This window comes from Dokdonella sp. (genome assembly GCF_017744955.1).
Taxonomy (GTDB): domain Bacteria; phylum Pseudomonadota; class Gammaproteobacteria; order Xanthomonadales; family Rhodanobacteraceae; genus Dokdonella_A.
Map to the genome: position 1 here is coordinate 225523 of NZ_JAGIAG010000018.1, position 22317 is coordinate 247839.

15 protein-coding genes are annotated in these 22317 nt (G+C 69.1%); 1 reads left to right on the forward strand and 14 read right to left on the reverse strand.

The genetic code is table 11. The features are described 5' to 3' along the window. Window position 1: 1 nt before the first annotated feature. The 11 genes from J7520_RS19555 to xerD all read right to left on the reverse strand — a co-directional run bounded on the left by J7520_RS19555 (window position 2) and on the right by xerD (window position 13331). On the reverse strand, window positions 2-739 hold the full coding sequence (locus tag J7520_RS19555; RefSeq protein WP_291192134.1) for a prepilin-type N-terminal cleavage/methylation domain-containing protein: 738 nt from the start codon (window positions 737-739) through the stop codon (window positions 2-4). Continuing rightward, window positions 736-1290 carry a hypothetical protein gene (locus J7520_RS19560; RefSeq protein ID WP_291192136.1) on the reverse strand — a complete coding sequence of 185 codons (555 nt, stop codon included), beginning with the start codon at window positions 1288-1290 and terminating at the stop codon, window positions 736-738. Before J7520_RS19560 ends, J7520_RS19555 begins: the two co-directional genes overlap by 4 nt. Window positions 1291-1353: 63 nt before the next feature. Next, window positions 1354-1797, reverse strand: a complete 444-nt coding sequence (locus tag J7520_RS19565; RefSeq protein WP_291192138.1) for a GspH/FimT family pseudopilin — start codon at window positions 1795-1797, stop codon at window positions 1354-1356. Between the two features lie 102 nt (window positions 1798-1899). Further along, entirely contained in the window at window positions 1900-2325 is a 426-nt protein-coding gene (gene gspG / locus J7520_RS19570) for a type II secretion system major pseudopilin GspG (RefSeq protein WP_291192140.1), read from the reverse strand. Between the two features lie 53 nt (window positions 2326-2378). Further along, complete coding sequence (gene gspF / locus J7520_RS19575; protein WP_291192142.1) at window positions 2379-3596, reverse strand: type II secretion system inner membrane protein GspF; 1218 nt, start codon at window positions 3594-3596, stop codon at window positions 2379-2381. Window positions 3597-3714: 118 nt separating this feature from the next. Further along, window positions 3715-5460: a type II secretion system ATPase GspE gene (gene gspE, locus J7520_RS19580; protein WP_291192144.1), complete on the reverse strand. Its 1746-nt coding sequence runs from the start codon at window positions 5458-5460 to the stop codon at window positions 3715-3717. Between the two features lie 170 nt (window positions 5461-5630). Further along, window positions 5631-6350: an exosortase H-associated membrane protein gene (locus tag J7520_RS19585; RefSeq protein WP_291192146.1), complete on the reverse strand. Its 720-nt coding sequence runs from the start codon at window positions 6348-6350 to the stop codon at window positions 5631-5633. A gap of 91 nt (window positions 6351-6441) precedes the next feature. Beyond that, window positions 6442-10419 carry a phosphoribosylformylglycinamidine synthase gene (gene purL, locus J7520_RS19590; protein WP_291192148.1) on the reverse strand — a complete coding sequence of 1326 codons (3978 nt, stop codon included), beginning with the start codon at window positions 10417-10419 and terminating at the stop codon, window positions 6442-6444. A gap of 231 nt (window positions 10420-10650) precedes the next feature. Further along, window positions 10651-11412 carry a DsbC family protein gene (locus tag J7520_RS19595; RefSeq protein ID WP_291192150.1) on the reverse strand — a complete coding sequence of 254 codons (762 nt, stop codon included), beginning with the start codon at window positions 11410-11412 and terminating at the stop codon, window positions 10651-10653. A 17-nt stretch (window positions 11413-11429) separates the two neighbouring features. Next, entirely contained in the window at window positions 11430-12170 is a 741-nt protein-coding gene (locus J7520_RS19600) for a DsbC family protein (RefSeq protein WP_291192152.1), read from the reverse strand. Between the two features lie 189 nt (window positions 12171-12359). Then, complete coding sequence (gene xerD / locus J7520_RS19605; protein ID WP_291192154.1) at window positions 12360-13331, reverse strand: site-specific tyrosine recombinase XerD; 972 nt, start codon at window positions 13329-13331, stop codon at window positions 12360-12362. An 88-nt stretch (window positions 13332-13419) separates the two neighbouring features. Here xerD and J7520_RS19610 point away from each other — a divergent pair, with 88 nt between their 5' ends. Then, window positions 13420-13857: an RDD family protein gene (locus J7520_RS19610; protein WP_291192156.1), complete on the forward strand. Its 438-nt coding sequence runs from the start codon at window positions 13420-13422 to the stop codon at window positions 13855-13857. A 70-nt stretch (window positions 13858-13927) separates the two neighbouring features. Here J7520_RS19610 and J7520_RS19615 read toward each other — a convergent pair whose 3' ends face one another. Genes J7520_RS19615 through J7520_RS19625 form a run of 3 tightly spaced genes read right to left on the reverse strand, consistent with a single transcriptional unit; the run spans window position 13928 to window position 22240 of the window. Next, the gene (locus J7520_RS19615; RefSeq protein WP_291192158.1) at window positions 13928-14392 is read right to left on the reverse strand and encodes a chemotaxis protein CheW; all 465 of its coding nucleotides are present in this window, start codon (window positions 14390-14392) and stop codon (window positions 13928-13930) included. A gap of 2 nt (window positions 14393-14394) precedes the next feature. After that, window positions 14395-16050 carry a chemotaxis protein CheB gene (locus tag J7520_RS19620; RefSeq protein ID WP_291192160.1) on the reverse strand — a complete coding sequence of 552 codons (1656 nt, stop codon included), beginning with the start codon at window positions 16048-16050 and terminating at the stop codon, window positions 14395-14397. Beyond that, a complete protein-coding gene (locus J7520_RS19625; protein ID WP_291192162.1) occupies window positions 16043-22240 on the reverse strand; it encodes an Hpt domain-containing protein in 6198 nt (2065 codons plus the stop codon). The genes J7520_RS19620 and J7520_RS19625 overlap by 8 nt, the downstream gene beginning before the upstream one ends. Window positions 22241-22317 lie beyond the last annotated feature (77 nt).

Genomic DNA, 22317 nt, shown 5'->3' on the forward strand with positions numbered 1-22317 from the left:
CTCACTGCCTGCCTCCGAGCCGCGAACGCGAACGCATGCCGCCCGCGCCATTCTGCAGACCGACGCCGCGCAAGGTCTGGCCCGGCCGCGCGATGCGCATCGCACCGACGTCGAGCATCAGGGGAATGTCCATCTCGGGAAACTCGATGTGCGCGTCCGCGCGCATGCGCACGACGACGCGCACCATCACCGGCGTCACGCTCGGGTCTTCCCAGTCGTCGAGCCAGTCGGTCAGCTCGCCGTTCTCGTCGAGCGTGCGGTATTCGAAATGGCCGTCGGCGATCTGATCGAGCAGGAGCACCGGCTCGTTGCCGGATTTCTCCTCCGGGTCGAAGCCGTTCAGCATCTCGTTGCCGAACATCAGCTGGCGGCCGCCGCTGCGGTTGCCGGCGAATTCCAGCGTCTGCACGTAGGGGCCGCCCTTGGACAGATAACCCGGCATCGGCGCGACGAACCGCATGAACTTGCCGTCGCCCTCGAACACGATGTTGGTATTCGTGCTCTCGTCGGTGCCGAACGACAGCGGCATGATGCGGCTGATCTGCCGGCGCAGGAATTCCTGCGCGACGCGCACGCGATTGGTGCGGTCGATCGCCGCCTCGCCCGAGTGCATCGCGTTGACCGCGGTGCGGATCGCGCCATAGGTACCCGCCAGCAACAAGGCGAGCAGCAGAATCGCCAGCATCACCTCGAGCAAGGTGAAGCCCTGAGCGCGCGAACTGGCGCCTGCGCCGCTCATCGCGTGCCGCCGGGGCGGTTCGGCAGACCGCCCTGGTTGAAGCCGGCGGCACCGGGCATGCCGTTGTTCGGATCGGGATTCTGCGCGCGCAAGGTGCTGAACGTCGCCGTGCGCGGACGCTTGCCGAAGCCCCCGCCCCAGTACACGGTCAGGTCGACCTGGTAGAGATCGAACGGCGACGCCTGCATACCGCCGCCGAGACCGGCGTTCGCCACCGACGTGCGCGGATTCTGCTGCGCCGCGGCCGCGCTCTGGTTTCCGGCGTTCAGCGTCTGCTGCGGCGGCGGCTCGATCGCGGTCGGATCGACCTGCTGGATGTCCAGCTCCCAACTGTAGGTGTCGTCGAAGCGGCCGCTGCTGCGCCCCGCTTCCATCGGCTCGCCGACGCCGACGACGTCGAGCTTGGATTGCGCCCACAACGCGGCCATCGTGTAGTTGGACGACTGCCGCGTGTTGCGCATCGACCCCGCCAGCACCTGCATCAGCACGCCGATGCCGATCGCGAAGACGAGGAACGCCGCGACCATCTCGATCAGGCTGAAGCCGCGCATGCGGCGCGCATTGATGGGGGAGCGCTGGCGATTCATCGCAGGAGTGGACCGCGCGGATCGCGGCTAGTTCGCTTCCGGCGCTTCGTCGAGCGCGATCTCGCCGGTCAACCAGGCGACATTGACGCGCCACTCGCGCTGTCCCTGGAAAACGGAGATGTGACCGCCGGTCGAGCTGCCGTCCGGAAAGAAGCGGATGCCGCCCGTATTGCCGCCGACGACTTCGGTCTCGGCGGTGGTCAGGCGCAGGTTCATGCCCTTGGGCAGCTTGACCGAACCCTTGCCCGGTGCGCTGTAGGAATTCTCGTCGAGATCGAGCAGCAGCACCGCCGGCTTACCCTTCACGATCGCCTGCCCGCGCGTGTAGCGCAATGCCGCGACCAGGTCGCGGCTGGCGCCGCGGATCTTCGCGCTCTGCAGGCTCTTGGAGAACGAGAACGTCACCGCGGTCAACGCGATCGCCAGCAGCACGATCACGGCCATCAGTTCGATCAGGGTGAAGCCGCGCACACGAAGTGAGCGGCCAGCGGTGAGCGGTGAGCGGAGAACGCCCACGTTCGGACTTCGCTGCTTTGTCCGCTGACTGCTCACCGCTGACCGCTCACCATTGCATCACTGCCAGTTACCGTAATCCTGGTTCACCCCGTCGCCGCCGGCCTGGCCGTCCTTGCCGAGGAAGATGATGTCGAAATCGCCGTGCTCGCCGGGCGACTTGTACTGGAACGGGCGGCCGAACGGATCCTTCAGATCCGATTCCTTCGCGTACGGACCCTGCCAGTTCGACGCATTGCCCGGCTTGCTGACCAGGTCCTCCAGGCGCGCCGGCGGCGAACCGTTGTCGAGCGAATACGCCTCGACCTTGCCGGCCAAGGCCTGCACCTGCGCCTTGCCCGAACCGTACTTGCCCTTGTCGACGTTCTTGCCGACCTGCTGCACGACGATGCCGGCGACGATGCCGATCAGCACGATCACGGCCAGCATTTCGATCAAGCTGAAACCCGCCGCGCGCGGCAGGCGATGGATACGCTTTGCACTCATGGTTGCTTCCTCTCTCACGAATCCCGAATCACCCATTCCAAATTCCGGCGCCGTCACTGCACCGCACCCGCGATGTTCATGATCGGCAGCACGATCGCCATCATGATCATCGCGACGATCACCGTCATCACGATCGTCGTCGCCGGCACCAGCGCGGCGAGCAGACGGTCGAGCGTGTTCTTCACCTCGACGTCGAAGGTATCGGCCACCTTCAGCAGCATCGTGTCGAGCTCGCCGGATTCCTCGCCGACGCTGATCATCTGCAGCGCCAGTTTCGGAAAGCGCTTGGACTGCGTCAGCGCGTAACCGAGACCGCCGCCGGTCTTGACCTCTTCGGCGGCATTGCCGACCGCCTCGGCGAGCACCGTATTGCCGAGCACGTTGCGCGCGACCGTCAGGCCGTTCAGCAGCGGCACGCCGTTCTTCAGCAAGGTGCCGAGCGTACGCGCGAGACGAGCGGTCTCGATCTTGCGGATCACGTCGCCGGCGACGCGCATCTTCAGGATGCGCTCGTCGATCTTCAGCCGCGAAACCGGATCGGCCATCTGGCGCCGCAGCCAGCCGACTCCGAAGATCACCAGTCCGAAGATCGCCCACCAGAAATTCTGCAGCGTCGAGCCGACTGCCAGCACGATCTTGGTGATCAGCGGCATCTCGATGTTCATGTCCTGGAACATCGGCGCGAACTGCGGCACCACGTAGATCAAGAGCACCATCAGCGACAGCAGCACCATGCCGACCAGGAAGGCCGGATAGATCATCGCGTTGATCACGCTCGACTTGAGCTGCGCGCTGCGCTCCAGGTAGTCGGCCAGGCGCGCGAGCGTGTCGTCGAGCGAACCGCCGGCCTCGCCGGCGCGCACCATGTTCACGTACAGACGCGAAAAGGTGCCGTGCTCGGCCTCCAGCGCGTCGGACAACGGCGTGCCGCCGCGCACCTGATCGCGGATGCGCTCGAGCAGGCGCTTGGCTTTGTCGCTCTCGGGCAGATCGAGCAGGATCTGCAAGGCGCGATCGAGCGGCTGGCCGGCGCCGAGCAGGGTCGCCAGCTGCTGCGTGAACTGCACGATCTGCGCTTCGCGCAGCGTCTTCTTCTTGAACAGCGACGCGAACAGGCTGCCGGAGTCGCCGCCGTCGGCCTCGCGCACCTCCAGCGGAATGTTGCCGGCGTCCTGCAGCTTGCCGATCGCTTCCTCGTGCGTGCCGACGTCGAGCTGGCCTTCGAGCGTCTCGCCGTTGGGGGTGACGGCTTTGTAGTAGTAGAGGGTCATGGGAGCGGTCAGCGGTGAGCGGTGAGCGGTGAGCGGAGCAAGCACAGCGCCGCGCCACGAGACCCGGGCAGCAGATTCATTGAAGTCGTACTCGTCATTTTCCGCTGACCGCTGACCATCACGATTCCGACGACGTCACGCGCAGCACTTCCTCGATCGTCGTCTGGCCCTGCAGCGACTTGACCAGGCCATCCTCGAACATCGTGCGCATGCCTTCGGTGCGCGCCTGCTGCTCGATGTCGCCCATGCCGGCGTGCTGCATGATCTGACGGCGGATCGCGTCGGACATGACGAGGAATTCCATGATCGTCGTACGACCGTAGTAGCCGGTCGGATTGATCGCGCTGGAGCCGGGCTTGTACAGCTTGATCGGGCGCTCGTCGGTGAACCTCTCCAGCTCGTATTCCTTGATGACCTCGGGCATCGCCTCGAACGGCTGCGCGTTGGGCAGATCGAGCCGGCGCACCAGTCGCTGCGCGAGGATGCCGTTGACGGTCGAGGTGAGCAGGTAGTCCTCCACGCCCATGTCGAGCATGCGCGTGATGCCGCCGGCGGCGTTGTTGGTGTGCAGGGTCGACAGTACCAGGTGACCGGTCAGCGCGGACTGGATCGCGATCTTCGCGGTTTCCAGGTCGCGCATTTCGCCGATCATGATGATGTCCGGGTCCTGACGCACGATCGAGCGCAGGGCGTGCGAGAAGTCGAGGCCGATCGAAGCCTTGGCCTGGATCTGGTTGATGCCTTCGATCTGGTATTCGACCGGGTCCTCGACCGTGATGATCTTGACGTCGGCGGTGTTGAGCTTGGACAGCGCCGTGTACAGCGTGGTCGTCTTGCCCGAACCGGTCGGGCCGGTCACCAGCATGATGCCGTGCGGCAGCTCCAGTACGTTGAGGAACTTCTGCAGGAACTGGTCGGTGAAGCCGAGCGTCTTGAAGTCGAACACGACCGCTTCGCGATCGAGGATACGCATGACCACCGATTCGCCGTGCGCGGTCGGCACGGTCGACACGCGCAGGTCGAGCTCCTTGCCCTGCACGCGGATCATGATGCGGCCGTCCTGCGGCAGGCGGCGCTCGGCGATGTTGAGCTTGGCCATGATCTTGATGCGCGAGATCACCGCCGCGGTCGACGCTGCCGGCGGCGATTCGACCTCGTGCAGCACGCCGTCGATGCGGTAGCGCACCTTGAGGCGGTTCTCGAACGGCTCGACGTGGATGTCCGACGCGCGCTGTTCGACCGCGCGCTGGATGATCAGGTTGACCAGGCGGATGACCGGCGCTTCGGAGGCGAGATCGCGCAGGTGCTCGATGTCGTCCTCGCTGCGGTTGTTCTCGTCGGTCAGGTTCTCGACGATCGCTCCCATCGCCGAACGGCCGGAGCCGTAGTAGCGCTCGATGAGGTCGTCGATCTCGCTGCGCAGGCCGATGTTGAGCTTGATCTCGCGACCGGTGGCGAGCTTGAGCGCCTGCAGCGGGAATGCGTCGGCCGGATCGGCCACCAGCACGGTCACGTCCTGCTCGCTCTCGCCGATCGGGCAGATGTGGTGATGCTTGAGGAAGCGCACCGAGGTCTGCACGTTCTGCGGCGGCGTTTCCGGGAACTCCTTGGCCGACAGCAGCGGCAGCTTCAGCAGCTCGGAGACCGCCTCGGCCATCTCGCGCTCGGAAACCAGGCCGAGCCGGGTCAGCAGCGACACCAGACTGCCCGAGGCCGGATCCTCCTCGTGCAGGCGGCGGCCGCGCACCAGGTCGGTTTCCTTCAGGCGGCCGCGCGCGACCAGGAACTGGCAGATGCGGTCGTCGAGACTGGCCTCGGCGGCCGGCCGCGGAGCGGCCTGTTCAAGCGGAGCGACGGCTACCATGGGGCTCATTCACCTGGGCGACCATCCATGATCGCAAGAATCGGGAGCGGTCATCCATGGCCGCCTGTCGAATAGATCGTGCGACCGGTCCGATCGCGAAGGCCAAAAGGCGGCCCAGGGCCGCACTTTTTGGAGAAAAACGGATTGTTTCACATTGCCGCAAGGCGGGATCAAGCGCTGCTCTGACCCCGGTTCCCGCTTCCGGGTTCCCCGACCGGGCGGACCAGATCCTCGATGAACGCACGGTTCAGCCCGATCCACAGCGCGATCGGCACCACCGCCGGCAGAATCAGGTAGCCGAACTGGTAGGCGAACGCGATCGCATTCGGCGCCAGCCCGGCCTGCGCGGCCGCGGCGACGCCCTCGGCACCGGAATCGAACGCCACTACCTTCAAGCTTTCGGCGACGATCCCGCAGGCCTGAGCCAGCCAGATGGCGAGAAAGGCGATCAGCATCTGCAGCAGCCGGCGCCGGGTCGCCAGCGGCGTCGCCAGCGCAAGGCCGCTGAACAGCGGCAGCGAGTAGCCGTAGATCATCGGATTGATCGTCGGTTCGAGCACGCCGACGCCGCCGGGGCCGCCCGGACCGGGCGGCACGGTGACGGTGACCGCGGTCGTCAGCTGCACCAGATAGCCGGCGCGTGCGACGACCTTGCCGCCGGCGTCGAGGATTTCCGCACCCTGCGTCACCGCCGTGAAGAGATCGTTCCACACCCCGAGCAGGACCACGCGCGCCATCGCCACGGCCGGCTGCACCCACAACGGCGCCAGCCAGAACCAGATCACGAAGCACAGCGGCAACCACAGCAGCGCCTTCAGGGCGAACTCGCGGATCGGCGAGAGCACCGGGATCGGCGATTCGGAATCGGGGATTGGGGAAAGATCTGTCATGACCCGCCTCGATGGGGGATTGGCGAAAGGCGCCGGAAAGCAGACGGCCTTCTTCGCCGAATCTCGAATCTCCAGTCCCGAATCCCTGCCCTCAACCGACCCACACGCGCGCGTTGCGGAACATGCGCATCCACGGCGAATCCTCGCCCCAGCCGCGCGGCCTCCAGCTCAGCTGCACGCTGCGGAACACGCGCTCCGGATGCGGCATCAGGATCGTCACGCGGCCGTCCGCCGCGGTGAAGCCCGCGCGGCCGCCGGCCGAACCGTTCGAGTTCAGCGGGAAGCGCGTGGTCGCCGCGCCGGCGTTGTCGACGAAGCGCACGCTGGCGATCGCCCGCGCGGCGTCCGCCGGATCGGCGAATTCGGTGCGCCCTTCGCCGTGCGCGACGGCGACCGGAATGCGCGAACCGGCCATGCCTGCGAAGAAGATCGACGGCGAGTCCAGCACTTCCAGCGTCACCAGGCGCGCCTCGTACTGCTCGCTGGCGTTGCGTACGAAACGCGGCCAGTGGTCGGCACCGGGAACGATCGACTTCAGGTTGGCCAGCATCTGGCAGCCGTTGCAGACGCCGAGCGCGAACTTCGAAGAGTCGGCGAAGAACGCGGCGAATTCGTCGCGCAGGCGTTCGTTGTAGAGAATCGACGCCGCCCAGCCGCGGCCGGCGCCGAGCACGTCGCCGTAGCTGAAGCCGCCGCAGGCGGCCAGGCCGCGGAACTCGCCCAGGCGGCGCCGACCGCTCTGCAGGTCGGTCATGTGCACGTCGACCGCGTCGAAGCCGGCGCGCGTGAACGCCGCCGCCATCTCGATCTGGCCGTTGACGCCCTGGTCGCGCAGGATCGCGATGCGCGGACGAGCGCCCTTCGCCACGAACGGCGCGGCGACGTCCTCGGCGGGATCGAAGCTGAGCTTCGGCACGATGCCCGGATCGCAGTCGTCGCTGCGCCACGCACGCTCTTCGTCCGCGGTGAGCGGATTGTCGCGCCGCTGCTGCATCGCGTGGCTGGTCTCCGACCAGGCACGCATCAGGTCGACCCACTTCCACTTCGCCACCTGCGCGCCTTCGAGTGTCAGCTTGACGCGCATGCGCGCATTCGGCGCACCGACGCGACGGGCGAGATCGCGCACGCCGTGCGCATCGAGGACGGCGAGGAACGCTTCGCGATCGACGGCGCGGACCTGCACGATCGCGCCGAGTTCCTCGTTGAACAGTGCCGCCAGCGCGCGATCGGCCCAGCCGTCGAGTTCGAGGTCCAGGCCGCAATGGCCGGCGAACGCCATTTCCAGCAGAGCGACCAGCGCACCGCCGTCGCTGCGGTCGTGATAGGCGAGCAGCAGGCCCTGCGCGTTGGCGGCCTGGATCGCGGCGAAGAAGTTCGCGAAGCGCCGCGGATCGTCCAGATCCGGCGGCACGCCGCCCTCGCGCGCGAAGACCTGCAACAGAGCCGAACCGCCGAGGCGATCCGCGCCGGCGCCGAGATCCAGCAGCCACAGCTCGCTGTCGCCCTGATCGAGCGCCAGCTGCGGCGTCAGCGCCTGGCGCACGTCCAGCGTGCGCGCGAATGCGGACACGATCAGCGAGACTGGGGAAATGGTCTGCTGATTCGTTGCTTCCGTTTGGGAGCTGCTCTCGAGCAACCGTCCCTGCTGCGCCTCCCGGTCGGCTTCCATGCCTCCCCCTCGCGCGGCCGTAACCGCGCTCGACCACTTCACCTGCATCGACAAGGAATCCTTGCCGACCGGAATCGACACGCCCAGCGCCGGGCACAGCTCCATGCCGACCGCGCGCACCGCGTCGTACAGCGCGGCGTCCTCGCCGTCGACGCCGACCGCGGCCATCCAGTTCGCCGACAGGCGCACTTCGTCGAGCGTGATCGGCGCTGCGGCGAGATTGGTCAGGGCCTCGCCGACCGCCATGCGCGCGCTGGCCGCCGCGTCGAGCAGCGCCAGCGGCGTGCGCTCGCCCATCGCCATCGCCTCGCCGGCGTAGCCGTCGAAATCGCTCAGCATGACGGCGCAATCGGCCACCGGCACCTGCCACGGCCCGACCATCGGGTCGCGCGAGCACAGCCCGCCGACGGTGCGATCGCCGATCGTGACCAGGAACGACTTGCTGCCGACCGCCGGCAGGCGCAGCACGCGCATCGTCGCCTCGTCGAGGTCGATCCCTTCGATGTCCGGCACCACGTCGATGCGCGCCACGCGCCGGCGCGCGTCGCGCTGCATGCGCGGCGGCTTGCCGAACAGCACGTCGAGCGGGAGGTCGATGACGTAGAGCGGGGATTGGGGATCGGGGATCGAGGGCTGGGAAGAGCCGAGCAGGGAATCGGTGACGACGAGGCGTCGCTCGACGGTGGCGAAGCCGACCACCGCGAACGGGCAGCGTTCGCGCGCGCAGATCGCCTCGAACTCGGCGAGGTCGGCCGGACGCACGCCGAGCACGTAGCGCTCCTGCGATTCGTTGCACCAGATCTGCATCGGCGACAGCTGCGCGTCGTCGCTGGGGATCTTGCGCAGTTCGATGCGGCCGCCGACGCCCGAGTCGTTGAGGATTTCCGGGATCGCGTTCGACAAGCCGCCGGCGCCGACGTCGTGGACCGAGACGATCGGATTGCTGTCGCCGCGCGCCCAGCAGGCGTCGATGACTTCCTGGCAGCGCCGCTGCATTTCGGGGTTGTCGCGCTGCACCGAGGCGAAGTCGAGCTGTTCGCTGCTCGCTCCGCCGGCCATCGACGAGGCGGCGCCGCCGCCGAGACCGATCAGCATCGCCGGGCCGCCGAGCACGATCACCGCATCACCGTCCTGCAGCGTTCGTTTCTCGACGTGCTGGGGGCGCAGGTTGGCGAGGCCGCCGGCGATCATGATCGGCTTGTCGTAGCCGCTGCGCACGCCGGGCGTCGCGTTCGCCTGCTCGAACGTGCGGAAATAACCGCCCAGGCACGGACGGCCGAATTCGTTGTTGAAGGCGGCGCCGCCGAGCGGGCCGTCGCGCATGATCTCGAACGCCGTGGCGAAGCGCGGCGGCAGCGGGCGTTCCCGCTCCCACGGCCGCGGCAAATCCGGAATGCGCAGGTGCGAGACCGTGAACCCGACCAGGCCGGCCTTCGGCTTGCCGCCGCGGCCGGTCGCGCCTTCGTCGCGGATCTCGCCGCCGGAGCCGGTCGACGCGCCCGGATACGGCGAGATCGCGGTCGGATGGTTGTGCGTCTCGACCTTGATCGCGAACGGCACGTTCTCGTCGTGGCGACGGAAGGTCGCATCCGCAGGATCGGCGAAGAAGCGCCGCGCCGGATAGCCTTCGACGACCGCCGCGTTGTCGTGATACGCCGACAGCGTGTGCGCGGGCGACAGCTGGTGCGTGTTCTTGATCATCGCGAACAGCGACTTCGCCTGCGCCGCGCCGTCGAGCGTGAAGTCCGCGTTGAATACCTTGTGCCGGCAATGCTCGGAATTGGCCTGCGCGAACATCATCAGTTCCGCGTCGCTGGGCGGGCGGCCGAGTTCCGCGTAGCGCTCGGCGAGATAGGCGATCTCGTCGTCGGCGAGCGCCAGGCCGAGCCGGCGGTTCGCCGCCTTCAACGCGGCCGTCGCGTCGGCGGTGAGCTCGATGCGCTCCAGCGGCGACGGCGCGCCGGCGTCGAACAGATGCGCCGCGTCGTCCAGCGAGGCGACCACCGACTGCGTCATCGGGTCGTGCAGCGCGCGCAGCACCGCCTGGCGGGCGTCGCTGCCGGCCTCGGGCAATCCGTCCAGGTCGAAGGCGAGTCCGCGCTCGATGCGACGCACCGGGAAACCGCAGCCTTGCAGGATGTCGGTGGCCTTGCTCGACCACGGCGACCGCGTGCCGAGACGCGGCACGATCCACAGCGTCGCCGGGCCGGCCGGGCCGGATGACGCTTCGACCACCTCGCACAGGCGAGGCAGGTCGAGCGTCGCCTCGGCGGCCGTGTCGACGAAGTAGACGTAGCGGGCCGCACGCAGCGTGCAGCCGGGCGACGCGTGGGCGAGTTCGATGTTGAGGCGGTCGATGCGGAACGGGGACAGCGCGGACAGGCCGTCGAGGGCGATCATGGCGCTCGGGCGATCAGGAACAGCTCTCTATGATACCGGATGCGTACCGGCAGCGCGGAGGAAACCCTGCTCCGGACGCGCGTGCGATCGCGCTCGACCGTCGCGATCCGAAGCCGTTCCGCGTCTTGCACGACAACGGCTTCGGGCACGTTCGCCCTCCCCGGCCGGCCTCTCCCGAAACGACGACGCCCGGCACGGGCCGGGCGTCGTCCGAAGCGAGTGAGCGATCGCTCAGTTGCCGGCCAGGTGCACCGTGCCGAGCGACTGCAGCTTGGACAGCATCTGGTCCGGCGGCAGATAGCCGCCGATCTTGGTGCCGTCGGCGGCGAGGATCGTCGGCGTGCCTTCGACGCCGACCTGGGTGCCGAGCTTGAACTGGTCCGCGATCGGGTTGTCGCACTTCAGCGGCGCCGGATCCTTGCCGGTCTTGGCCGCGGTGAACGCGGCGTTGCGGTCCTTCGCGCACCAGACCGAGACGGCCTTGTCGTACGAGGGCGTGTTCAGGCCGCTGCGCGGGAAGAACAGGTAGTCGACCTCGATGCCGCGCTTGTTGTACTCGGCGATCTGCGTGTGCATCTTGCGGCAGTAGCCGCAGTCGATGTCGGTGAACACGGTCACCTTGTACTTCGGCTTTCCGCCGGCGGCCGGGAACACGATGCGCTGGTCGGCCGGCACCGCGTCGATCTTGACCTTGCTCTGCTCGGCGATGCGTGCGGCGGTCAGGTCGCGCTTGTTCTGCGTGTCGTACAGCGTGCCCTGCATCAGGTACTGGCCGTCGTCGCTGACGTAGACCATCTGGCTGCCGACGATGACCTGCCGATAGCCCGGGATCGGTGCCTGCTCGACCTTGTCGATCTTCGCCTGCGGCACGAGGTCCTGCAGCGCCTTGCGCGCAGCGGCGTCGGCCGGCGACTCGGCGGCCTGCGCCAGCGGCGCCAGCGCGCACGCGGCGGCCAGAAGAGAGGTACGGAGAGCGAATCGGCGGAGGTTCATGGTGTTGGATTCCAAAGTCAGTTCTGCGCCACGGCGACCTGCGCCAGGCGATCGAGTTCGGCGGCGAGCTGGTCCGGCGACTGCGCGATCTGCGCCGGGATCTGCGAGCCGTCGGGAGCGAGAATGGTCGGCGTGCCGCCGATGCCGAGCGCCAGGGCGAGCTGGCTGAGTTCCGCCACCGGATTCGGGCAGGTCGCCTTGCCCGGGTCCTGGCCGCTCATCGCGGCGGTGAATGCGCCCGGACGATCCTTCGAACACCATACTGCCTCGGCCTTCTTGTCCGCACCCGGATGGATCGACAGCGGATAGAACAGGTAGTCGACCGCGATGCCCTTCGCGTTGTAGGCCGCGATCTGCTGGTGGAAACGGCGGCAGAACGGGCAGTCGATGTCGGTGAACACGGTGATCGTGTGCTTGGCCTTGATCGGCGCGAGCGGCGCGAACACGATGCGCTTCTCCGGACCGACCTTGTCGAGCGCGATCTTGCGCGCCTTGGCACGCGACTTCGCCGTCAGGTCGCGCTTGGCGGCGACGTCGTAGGCGCTGCCGTCGACGATGTAGCGGCCGTCCTTGCTGACGTAGAGGAACTGCCCGCCGGCCATCGCCTCGTAGAAGCCGGGAATGGTCGACTCCTGCACCGCGTCGACCTTGACGTTCGGCGCCAGCGCCGCGATCGCCTGCTTGGCGGTCTCCTCGGGCGTGGCGGCGACGGCCGTGAAGGCCGTGAGCAGGCCGAGAATGAACAGGGGAAGGCGCATGACGACCTCGTATTTCGGATGGGGAGCGGGTTCCAGACCGGCTTCGAGCGATTCCGCTTGCATCGGCGCCGGCAGGCCTCGCGAACGCGGTACGACCGCCGACAGGGGGGCTTGGTTCCGCAAGGGCCGACGATTCTCGCACGCGCGGGGGAGCGGGGAAAGTGAACCCTCTTGACGTTCCCGCGCGAATCAGCCGCGCGGATGATGCTGCTCGTGCAGGCGCTTCAAGCCCTCCTTGGCCACCAGCGTGTAGATCTGCGTGGTCGACAGCGAGCTGTGGCCGAGCATCAGCTGCAGCGCGCGCAGGTCGGCGCCGTGGTTCAGCAGATGCGTCGCGAACGAGTGCCTGAGCACGTGCGGCGAGATGCGCTGCGACGCGACGCCGGCGACCAGCGCGTGCTTCTTGACCAGGGTCCAGAACATCTGTCGCGTCATCGCCGCGCGGCGGTTGCTGACGAACAGGGCCTCGCTGCGCCCGCCCTTCAGCAGGACCGGGCGCGCTTCGCCGACGTAGCGCGTCAGCCAGTGCGCGGCCTCGTCGCCGAGCGGCACCAGGCGCTCCTTGCCGCCCTTGCCGAGCACGCGCAACACGCCCTGGCGGAGATTCACCTGCGCCGCGGCCAGGTCGACCAGTTCGCTGACGCGCAGCCCGGTCGCGTACATCAGCTCGAGCATGGCGCGGTCGCGCAGGCCGAGCGGCGTCTCCGGCGGCGCACGCAGCAAGCCTTCCACTTCGTTCTCGGACAGCGCCTTGGGCAGGTTGCGCGGCAGCTTCGGCGCTTCCACCAGCAGGGTCGGATCGGCGCCGACACGGCCCAGGCGCACCAGCAACCGATAGAAATGCCGCAGGCTCGACAGCAGCCGCGCGTTCGAGCGCGCCTTGTAGCCGTGCCCGCCGGTGCCGCCCTGGTGGGTGCGCTCGCCGAGATAGCGCTGCACGTCCTCGCGCGCTCCGCCGGCCAGCGACAGGCCCTGCCGCGCGAGCCAGCGCGCATACCCTTCGAGGTCGCGCTGGTAGCTCGCCAGCGTGTTGTCGGCGAGGCCGAGTTCGGACCAGGCGCGCTCACGGAATTCGCCGATCAGGGCGGCGTCGGCGGGCGCGATGTCGGCGCCGGCGCGGGCGGTCGCCCGCTTGCGCGCGGAGGCGGAGGTAGACGTCATGGTTCGAGGCGTTCGTCGCGCGCCGGGCGCGCTTGCGCCGGCGAGCCTAAACCGTGAACCTAGCCTTCGTCACTGCCGAACGCCCTCGATGACCGCGCCCCCGTCCGCCCCGCTCTGGCTGCGCTTCGCCGCCGCCGTCTACGACCTGTTCCCGCTGATCGCCTTGTGGATGCTGACCGCGGCGCTGTTCCTGTTCGCCGTGCACGGCGAGGTCGACGTCGCGCATCCACCGCCGGCCTACCATCTGCTGTTGCAGCTGGCCCTGCTCGCGGTCACGGCGGCCTACTTCGTGGTTTCCTGGTCCCGCGGCGGACAGACCATCGGCATGCGCGCGTGGCGCCTGCGCGTGGTCGGCGCCGACGGCGACGCGTTGCCGTGGTCGCGCGCGCTGCTGCGCTTCGCCGTCGCGCTGGTGTCGCTGTGCGCGTTCGCGCTCGGTTTTCTCTGGTGCCTGGTCGATCGCGACCGGCGCGGCTGGCACGACCTCGCCGCCGGCAGCCGGCTGGTACGCATGCCCTCGACTTGAGCGGCGGATCGCGATCGGCCAGCGGACTCGACGCGGCGAATCGCCGCGATCCGGCGGTGCGGCGCCGGCGTTACGCCGCCAATGCCTGCGCGATCAGGCCTTCGATCGCGTCCAGATCCGGAATCACCGCGCGGTCGTCGCGCACCAGCACTTCCGAATGTACGCCGAACGCGTGCGGCGTCTCGTCGGCGGTCGGCAGCAGCAGCTCCGGCGTGATCGTGGTCAGGCGCGGGAAGCCTTGCGCGAGCAGGGCGATGAACGGCATGCCGGCGTTGCCGCCGAGCGCCTTCAGCACGGCGACGCGCGCGTTGCTGCGGCTTTCCTCCGCCAACGCGCCGGTCAGCATCGGGAACGAGAACAGCGGCAGGCGCCAGCCGCGCCAGGCCAGCCGCCCGAGCAGCCACGCCGGCGCGTTCGCGATGCGCTCGGGCAGCGTGTAGCTGATGACTTCGGCCACGGTCGCATTCGGCAGCAGCACGCGACTGCCGGTGACCGGCACCATGACGCCGCGGATTTCGCGCGGTAGATCGGCCATCGTCAGACTCCCTGCCGCAGTTGAGACTGTTTCGCTTCGGCCAGCAGTTGCTCGGCCAGCTCGCGCGGCGAGCCGACGAAGCCGACCACGCCGCTCTCGCGCACGCCGTCGACCATCGCGCTGGTCACGCAGGTGTCCGGGTCCTGCACGTAGACGCGGCCGCCCTTCGCGGCCAGGTACTGGCAGCCCTCGATCGCGTCGTCGGACATGCCGGAGAAGATGATCGCGCCGGCGGCGTCGCCGAAGCGGTCGGCCACGTCGCGCAGTACGCGGTCGATCGACGGGCTGTATTCGCCGCGCTCGGCGTCGCGCTCGAGCACGATCACGCCTTCCGCGTCGACCAGCAACCGGTGCGTCGCGGGGACCACGGCGACCTCGCCGTGGCCGATGCGCTCGCCGTGCGTCGGCAGGCGCACCGTCATCGGCGTCGCCTTGGCCAACTGGCGCGCCATCAGGTCGACGAACTCGCCGCCCAGATGCTGCGCCAGCAGGAACAGCGCCGGATAGTCGCGCGGCAGTTCGCCGAGGAACTCGCGCACCGACTCGGGGCCGCCGATGGAAGCGCCGAGCACCCAGACGCGGCGCACCTTCGCCGGTGCGGTGACCGCGTCCGGGTCCAGCCAGGATTCGCGCGGCTCCAATTCGACCGACGCGGGCGCGACCGCTTCCTCGAGCGGAATCAACTCCAGCGCGAACGCGGATTCCGGCGCCGCGTCACGCGGCGCGGCCGTCGACGCTTCCTCCACCGCCGGTGCCAGGAATTCTTCGGCGCTCAGCTTCTCGATGCCGAACGCCGCAGCGGGACGCGGCGCGGGCTCGGCTTCCTCGAGCATGTCTTCGAGCGACCAGGCCGGCGAAGCGGCAGACGCCGTCTCTTCTTTGGCAGCGGCGGCTTCTTCGTCGAACGCGGCGAGCAGGGCCGGATCGATCGCGAACTCCTGCACGTCGAACTCGCCGATCGCCGCGGCGTCGACCTCGCCGAGGCCGCCGGATGTGCTTTCCAGGGCCGGCACGATCACCGGCGAATGGTTCGCCTCTTCGGCGGCGGCGCGATCGAAATCGACGAGGTCGAACGGCTCCAGCAGCAGCTTCTCCACTTCGTCGTCGGCGACTGGGGCGACTTGCTCGACCAGTGCATCGGCGGTGTTCGGCGCCAATCCCGCGGAAAGCTGGTCGACGAAATCCATCTCTTCTTCGACCGGCGCAATGTCCTCCAGCGGCGGCAGCTCGATTGCCTGCGCCGCACGCGGCGCTTCGGCGAACAGCATGGCCTCGCGCGAGGGCACCGCCTCGGCATCGGCCGGGCGCGGCGGATCGGTGTCGGCCTCGCCGAGCACCTTGGCCGCCAGATGGCGCGCCCAGCGCGCCTGGTCCCAGCCGGACAGGCCGCTCGACACCTCGGCCTCGTTGAACACCACGCGATAGCGCGCATCGGCGAGCAGGCCGTCGAGATCGTCGAGCTGCGGACCGCCCTGCGCGTCGAGATTGATCACCACCACGTTCGCGTGCGAGCGCTCCAGCGCGGCGCGGTCGAGCGCCTGCATGGAGGTCTCGTAGACGACCGGCGCGCCGAGCGCGAGCAAGGCCTCGCGCAGATGTGCGCCGTGTTCGGGCGTGTCGCTCAGCAGAGCGACGGCGACGTCGTGGGTGCTAGACATGATCGCGCCTCAGGATTTCCTGCACGTGACGCAACAGCTCGTCTTCCTGGTACGGCTTGCCGAGGTAGCGCTCGACGCCGATTTCGAGCGCGCGCTGGCGATGCTTCTCGCCGGTGCGCGAGGTGATCATGATGATCGGCACGCGCTGCGTGCGCGGGTCGTTGCGCATGTAGGTGGCCAGCTCGTAACCGTCCATGCGCGGCATTTCGATGTCGAGCAGCATCAGGTCGGGGACGTTGTCCTGCAGCTTCTCGAGCGCGTCCAGGCCGTCCTTCGCGGTCACCACGTCGAGGTCGGCGCGCTCCAGCACGCGCGTGGTGACCTTGCGCATCGTGATCGAATCGTCGACCACCATGACCAGCGGTTTCTGTCGCGTTTCCGGCGCCTGTCCGATCTCGGCGTCGAGCCAGGCAGGCGCCTCTTCCAGCGCGCCGGCTTCCAGGCGCGCACGCAGCGAGCTCAGGCGGCGCACCAGCGGCGCCAGGTCGAGAATGATCACGACCGCGCCGTCGCCCATGATGGTCGCGCCGAAGATGCCCGGCACCGAACTCAGCTGCGGGCCGACCGACTTGACCACGATTTCGCGCGAGCCGACCACGCCGTCGATGCGCACCGCGGCGCGCTGGTCGCCGCTGCGCGTCATCAGCAGCGGCACCTGCGTGTCGTCGCCGGCGCGCTGGCGCGGCAGGCCGAGCAGCTGGGCGAGATCGTGGATGACGTATTCCTCGCCGGCGTAGACGTGCTTCGGATCGCCGGCGGCAATACGGCGCTCGAGATCCTCGCGCGCGATGCGCGCGACACCCTGCACCGACGACATCGGGATCGCGTAGCTGGCTTCGCCGAGCTTGACCAGGATCGCCTGCGTGACCGCCAGCGTGAACGGCAGGCGGATCGTGAACGCGGTGCCCTGCCCGGGCGTCGAGTCGATCGCCAGCGAGCCGCCGAGCTGCTTGATCTCGTTGTGCACCACGTCCATGCCGACGCCGCGGCCGGCGAGCTGGGTCACCTGCGACGCGGTCGAGAAGCCGCTTTCGAGCACGAATGCGTAGAGGTCGCGGTCCGACAGCGACGCGCCGGAGTTCAGCAGGCCGCGCTCGACCGCCTTGCGGCGGATCGCCTCGCGATCCATGCCGCGGCCGTCGTCGGCGACGCGCAGCACGACTTCGGTCGACTCGCGGCTGAGCGCGATGTTGACCGTGCCCTCGGCCGGCTTGCCGCGCGCGACGCGCTCTTCCGGCGCCTCGATGCCGTGCGCGAGCGCGTTGCGCAGCATGTGCTCGAACGGCGCCTTCATGCGCTCGAGCAGGTTGCGATCCATTTCGCCGTGCGCGCCGTCGACTTTCAGCTGCACGCGGCGGTTGGTTTCCTGCGCCGCCTGGCGCAGCGTGCGCCGCAGGTTCGGCACCAGCGAATCGAACGGCACCATGCGCGTGCGCATGAGGCCTTCCTGCAGATCCGAGTTCACCCGCGACTGCTGCAGCAGCAGCGTTTCGGACTGGCGCGTCTGCTCGTCGAGCAGCCCCTGGATCGAGGTCAAGTCCGACACCGACTCGCTCAGCGCGCGCGACAGCTGCTGCAGCTGCGAGAAGCGGTCGAGTTCGAGCGGATCGAAGGCGCCGACGCCCTGGTCGTGTTCGCGCTGGTAGCGCGCGATGATCTGCGCTTCGGTTTCGATCTCCAGCTTCCGCAGCTGGTCGCGCAGACGCGTGACGGTCTGGTCGAACTCGACCAGGTTGAAGCGGAACGTCGAGATCTGCTGTTCCAGTCGCGAACGGTAGATCGAGACTTCGCCGGCGTAGTTGACCAGCGAATCGAGCAGGTCCGAGCGCACGCGGATCATTTCCTGCGGCGCGTGCGCGGCATCGTCGTCGACCGTCGCGCTCAGGTGCCGCGGCGCCGGACGCTGGACGGCCGGAATCTCTTCCGCCGGCCCGGCCGCAGCGGCGCGGTCAAGCGCGGACAGGCGTTCGGCGACGACGCCTTCGCCGGCGACGAGGGTTTCGAAATGCGCGATCGCGTGCGTCGGCATCGCGATCGCGCGCCGATGCGCGACGCGCTGCACGAGACCGTGCATGCGGTCGAAGCCGCGTTCGAGCGACTCGACCGCGGCGCGGTCGACCTCGCGGCGCCCTTCGCTGAGCGCGTCGACCAGCGACTCCATCGCGTGGCTGAGATCGCCGATCGGCGCGAGCCCGGCCATGCGCGCGCCGCCCTTGAGCGTGTGCAGCTCGCGCTGCAGTCCGGCGATCGGCGCGCGCTCGCGCGGCGATTCGCGCAGCTGCGCGACCATCGCGTCGGCCTCGTCGAGGATGTCGGCGGCTTCCTGCGCGAAGATGTCGAGCAGGTCGGAGTCGATGTCGGAAATTTCCAGCGCACCGTCCGGCTGCGCGTCCTCGGCGATCGCCGCTGCCGGCGCGCCGCTCAGTTCGACGCGCACCGGCGCCGCGGGTGCCGGAGCCGCCGCTTCGGCAGGCGCTTCGTCGGCGAACGACGGCGCGGCGGGTGGCACGAGTTCTTCGGTGAGCGGCTCCGCCGACGCCGCGAGATCGTCCTCGATCGCGTGCGCTTCGACGTATTCGTCCTCCGGCGTGCTGGCGAGAACGATGTCCTCGCTCTCGCCGCTCTCGTGCTCGATCGGCGGCGCCGCTTCCGTGGCGACGACCGCCTCGTCCGACGCGGTCGCGTCGGCATCGTCGCGTTCGATGTCGAAGTCCTCGTCGGCCGCAACCTCGTCGAAGCGGATCGACTCGCCCGGCTCGTCCGCGCGGCGCGCGTCGATCTCGTCCAGCGCCCCGGACACGTCGAGGTCGGTCAGCGGCGGCAGCTCGGCCAGCGCGGCCTCGAGCGAAAGCTCGTCCGCGACGGCCGGCGTCGACTCCGCGTGCATCTTGCCCGGATCGAAATCCGCCAGCGAATCGATCAGCTCGCGCGGAATCGGCACCGCGTGCAGCAGGGGCTCCGCCTCGGTCGCGCGCAGCGCGCGCTCCAGGTCGGCGACGGATTCGTCGTCCGGCGCGATCGGCGCCGGCGGTTCGTACGGGAAGGCGGACGTCGGCTCGACGACGTCGCCGCGGTCGATCGGCTCGATCTCCGCAGGCGCGGTCCGCTCCTCGCCGTCGGACGCTTCGCCGACGCCGTACAACGCGAGCACGGTCTCCGGTTCCGGCAACGCGTCGCGCAAGGCGGCGACGCGCACGGCCAGCGCGTGCGAATCGGGCAGATCGGAACGGCCCGCCTCGAGGCGCTGCATGACCTCGCGCGTCAGCGCGATGGTCTCCTGCAACGCGGCGATTCCGTCCGCGTCCGGCGCCGCAGCGGCCCCGCGCAAGCGCTTGACGTAGCTTTCCAGCGGGGCCAGCACGGCACCGATCGGCGGAATGTCGACCATCGCGATCGCGCCGTTCAGCGTATGCACCGCGCGCAGCAGCGGCTCGCTCGCGCGCACGGGCTCGGGCACGCAGCGCGCGAGGTAGTCCTCGATCGTGCCCAGGTGCGCGGCGACCTCGCTTTGCAGAATGTCGAACAGCACCGGATCGACGTTCGGCAGCGGGCCCGCGACCAGTTCTTCGACCGGTGCGCCGAACGCGGCGGAGAGGTGTTCGTCGCCGTGCACGTCCACCGAGAAACTCGGCAGCTCGGACGTCGCCAGCGGCACGCGCCGACGCACGACGCGGCGCACCTTGCGCGTGGTCGCGCTCGCTTCCGGCAGCGCGACGTCCTCGCCGGCGGAAAGCCGTTCGGCGACCTCGGCGAGCGCGTTCACGCGCGCCGAACCGAAGCGCTCGCCGCGCAGCGCGCCGAGCAGGGACGGCACCGCGGCGATCGCCTCGTCCACCAGCGCGACGACGTGATGGCTCGGCTTGACCGTGCCGTCGAGCACGCGATTGAGCAGGTTCTCGATCTTCCAGCTGAACTCGCCAAGCGCGCGCGCGCCGACCAGGCGACCGGAACCTTTCAAGGTGTGGAACGAGCGGCGCACCGACTTCAGCTCGTCGAGGTTGTCGACGTCGCGCTTCCACAGCGGCAGCTGCTGACGCAGGTTGGCGATTTCCTCGTCGACCTCCTCGACGAAGATCTCGCGGATGCTCTCGTCGATGTCCTCGCCCGCCGCGGCCTGGAAGCCGGGCAGCGGGTCGTCCTCGACCGGCACTTCCTCTTCGATCTCTTCTTCGATCTCGGTCCAGCCGGCCTCGACCGCGGCATCGCCTTCGGCGAAGCGCAGGCCGCTCAGATCGTGCTCGGCCGGTTCCAGCGCCGTGCTCTCGCCGATCACCAGATCGTGCAGGTCGCGACCGGGCGCGAGTTCGACGCTCGGCAGCGGCGAGTCGCCCGCCGCGAGGCTTTCCGCCGGCACGACGGCATCGCCGTAGGCCAGCGTCGCCGCGGCGCGCAGTTCGGCCGGGACCGCCGGCTCGGGCGGAATGGCGAGCGTGTCCTGCGCGTCCATCGGCGGGCGCGCCGGCGCGTTCTCCAACGGCCAGTAGCCCAGCGCTTCGAGACTTTCGCGCGCGACGTCGAGAATCTTCTCGCGGTTGCGACGCTGCTCGCGCGTCGCTTCGAGGTAGTACTCGATCGACGCCAGCGCATCGGCGAGTTTGTCCATCTGTTCGGCGGTGGGCACGCGCCGGTGCGCGATCAGCTCCACCTCGACGAAACGCACCACCGCGGCCATCAGCTCGGCCGCGTCGGGCAGTCCGAGCATGCGCAGCGCGCCGGAGATTTCCTCCAGCAGGCGCGGGATCTGGCCGACGCGCGCGTGATCCCACGGCGATTCGATGAAGGCGATGATGTCGTGCTTGGCCTGCACGATGTTGACCGCCGCCTCGCGCATCAGCGCGTCGAGGATGCGGCGCACCTCGGCCTTCGGCAGCTCCAGTCCCTCGACCTCGACCGTGCTGCCGTCGACGGCGTCGCCGAGGCGCTCGATGTGGTCGTCGAGCGAGGCTTCGACGTACAGCAGCGCGCCGGCGACGTCGAGCAGCGCGCCCTCGTCGACCGCGCGCTGGCGGGCCGCCATTTCCTCGACGATGCCGCGCTGCTCGTCGACGACGCGGCGCGGCACGCCGAGACCGAGCATGCCGAGCGTGTCGCCGACGCGATGCAGCACCTCGACCTGGCCCTGCAGTTCGCCCGGATCGGCGCCGCGGGTGCGCAGGAAGATGTCGAGCGCTTCCTTCACGCGCAGCAGATCTTCCTTGATCGCGGCGGAGACCGTGCCGAGCAGATTCTTGTTGCGCCCGGTCATCGACCCTTGCGCGTGCTGCAGCTCGACCTCGGTCGGCAACAGCGTGTCGAGCCGGTAGGTGCGGCTGATCTCGGCGCCGCGCGGACCGCGCGGCGACGCGCCGTCGGCGCCGGAATGCGCGACGTAGTACAGGAGATTCTTGGTCAGCTCACGCGGCGGCGCGGCCTCGAAGCCGCCGTCGCCGTCGGTGGCGTAACGGTGGATCTCGCGGTCGACGCGACCGAACAGCAGTTTCACCGCGACACTGGCGTCGAGGCCGCCGTCGCGCACCGCCTCGACGGCACCGGCGGCGATCCACCACAGGCGTCGCGCCGGCTCGGCGCTGGAGATCGCGCGCAGGCGGTCGAGCACGTCGATCAGGCGGTTCAGATGCTCGGCGGAACCTTCGTCGCGGAACCACTTCAGCAGCGCGGCCTGGAAACCCAGGCGCAGACGCAGCGCCTGCGTGCGGCGCTCGGCCGCCGCCAGCGGCTGCGCGGCGCCGCCGGCGGAGAACGGCAGCGCGGAGGAAAGATCGGGCGAGAACAGCGCCGATTCGCTCAGCAGGTTCTCGCCGCGGCAGGCGCGCAGGTCGTTCAGCAGCGGCAGCAGGACGATCGGAATGTCCTTGTGGCCGCTCTGCAGGCGCTCCAGGTAGTCCGGCAGCTGCACCATGCCGCGCATCAGCACGGAATAGGCTTCGTCGCGCTGGCGGACCGTATCGGCGACCAGCGCCTCGGCGAGCCGCTCCATGTTCTCGACCACCATCGCCGCGCCGTACAGCTCGACCATGCGCAGCGTGCCCTGCACCTGGTGCAGGTGCGTCACGCACTCGCGCATCGGCGTCAGATCGGCCGGCGCCTCGACGTAGCGTTCGAGCGCGTCGCGCGCCTGCGCCAGCGTCGCGTCGAGCGCCGGCTTGATCCAGTTCAACGCGGTGAAGTCGCCGTCGTCGTGCAGTTTCATGTCGCTTCCCCAGCGGGCGACAACCGCCGCGCGCGTCCGATGCGCGCACCGCGGATGGATTCAAGATGTGCGGAAAA

Coding starts and splice junctions, on each gene's coding strand:
- J7520_RS19620 (WP_291192160.1), bottom strand. CDS start 16,050: ATGTCTAGCACCCACGACGTCGCCGTCGCTCTGCTGAGCGACACGCCC.
- J7520_RS19615 (WP_291192158.1), bottom strand. CDS start 14,392: ATGGCCGATCTACCGCGCGAAATCCGCGGCGTCATGGTGCCGGTCACC.
- gspF (WP_291192142.1), bottom strand. CDS start 3,596: ATGACCCTCTACTACTACAAAGCCGTCACCCCCAACGGCGAGACGCTC.
- J7520_RS19625 (WP_291192162.1), bottom strand. CDS start 22,240: ATGAAACTGCACGACGACGGCGACTTCACCGCGTTGAACTGGATCAAG.
- xerD (WP_291192154.1), bottom strand. CDS start 13,331: ATGACGTCTACCTCCGCCTCCGCGCGCAAGCGGGCGACCGCCCGCGCC.
- J7520_RS19560 (WP_291192136.1), bottom strand. CDS start 1,290: ATGCGCGGCTTCAGCCTGATCGAGATGGTCGCGGCGTTCCTCGTCTTC.
- J7520_RS19555 (WP_291192134.1), bottom strand. CDS start 739: ATGAGCGGCGCAGGCGCCAGTTCGCGCGCTCAGGGCTTCACCTTGCTC.
- J7520_RS19600 (WP_291192152.1), bottom strand. CDS start 12,170: ATGCGCCTTCCCCTGTTCATTCTCGGCCTGCTCACGGCCTTCACGGCC.
- J7520_RS19595 (WP_291192150.1), bottom strand. CDS start 11,412: ATGAACCTCCGCCGATTCGCTCTCCGTACCTCTCTTCTGGCCGCCGCG.
- gspG (WP_291192140.1), bottom strand. CDS start 2,325: ATGAGTGCAAAGCGTATCCATCGCCTGCCGCGCGCGGCGGGTTTCAGC.
- purL (WP_291192148.1), bottom strand. CDS start 10,419: ATGATCGCCCTCGACGGCCTGTCCGCGCTGTCCCCGTTCCGCATCGAC.
- J7520_RS19585 (WP_291192146.1), bottom strand. CDS start 6,350: ATGACAGATCTTTCCCCAATCCCCGATTCCGAATCGCCGATCCCGGTG.
- gspE (WP_291192144.1), bottom strand. CDS start 5,460: ATGGTAGCCGTCGCTCCGCTTGAACAGGCCGCTCCGCGGCCGGCCGCC.
- J7520_RS19610 (WP_291192156.1), top strand. CDS start 13,420: ATGACCGCGCCCCCGTCCGCCCCGCTCTGGCTGCGCTTCGCCGCCGCC.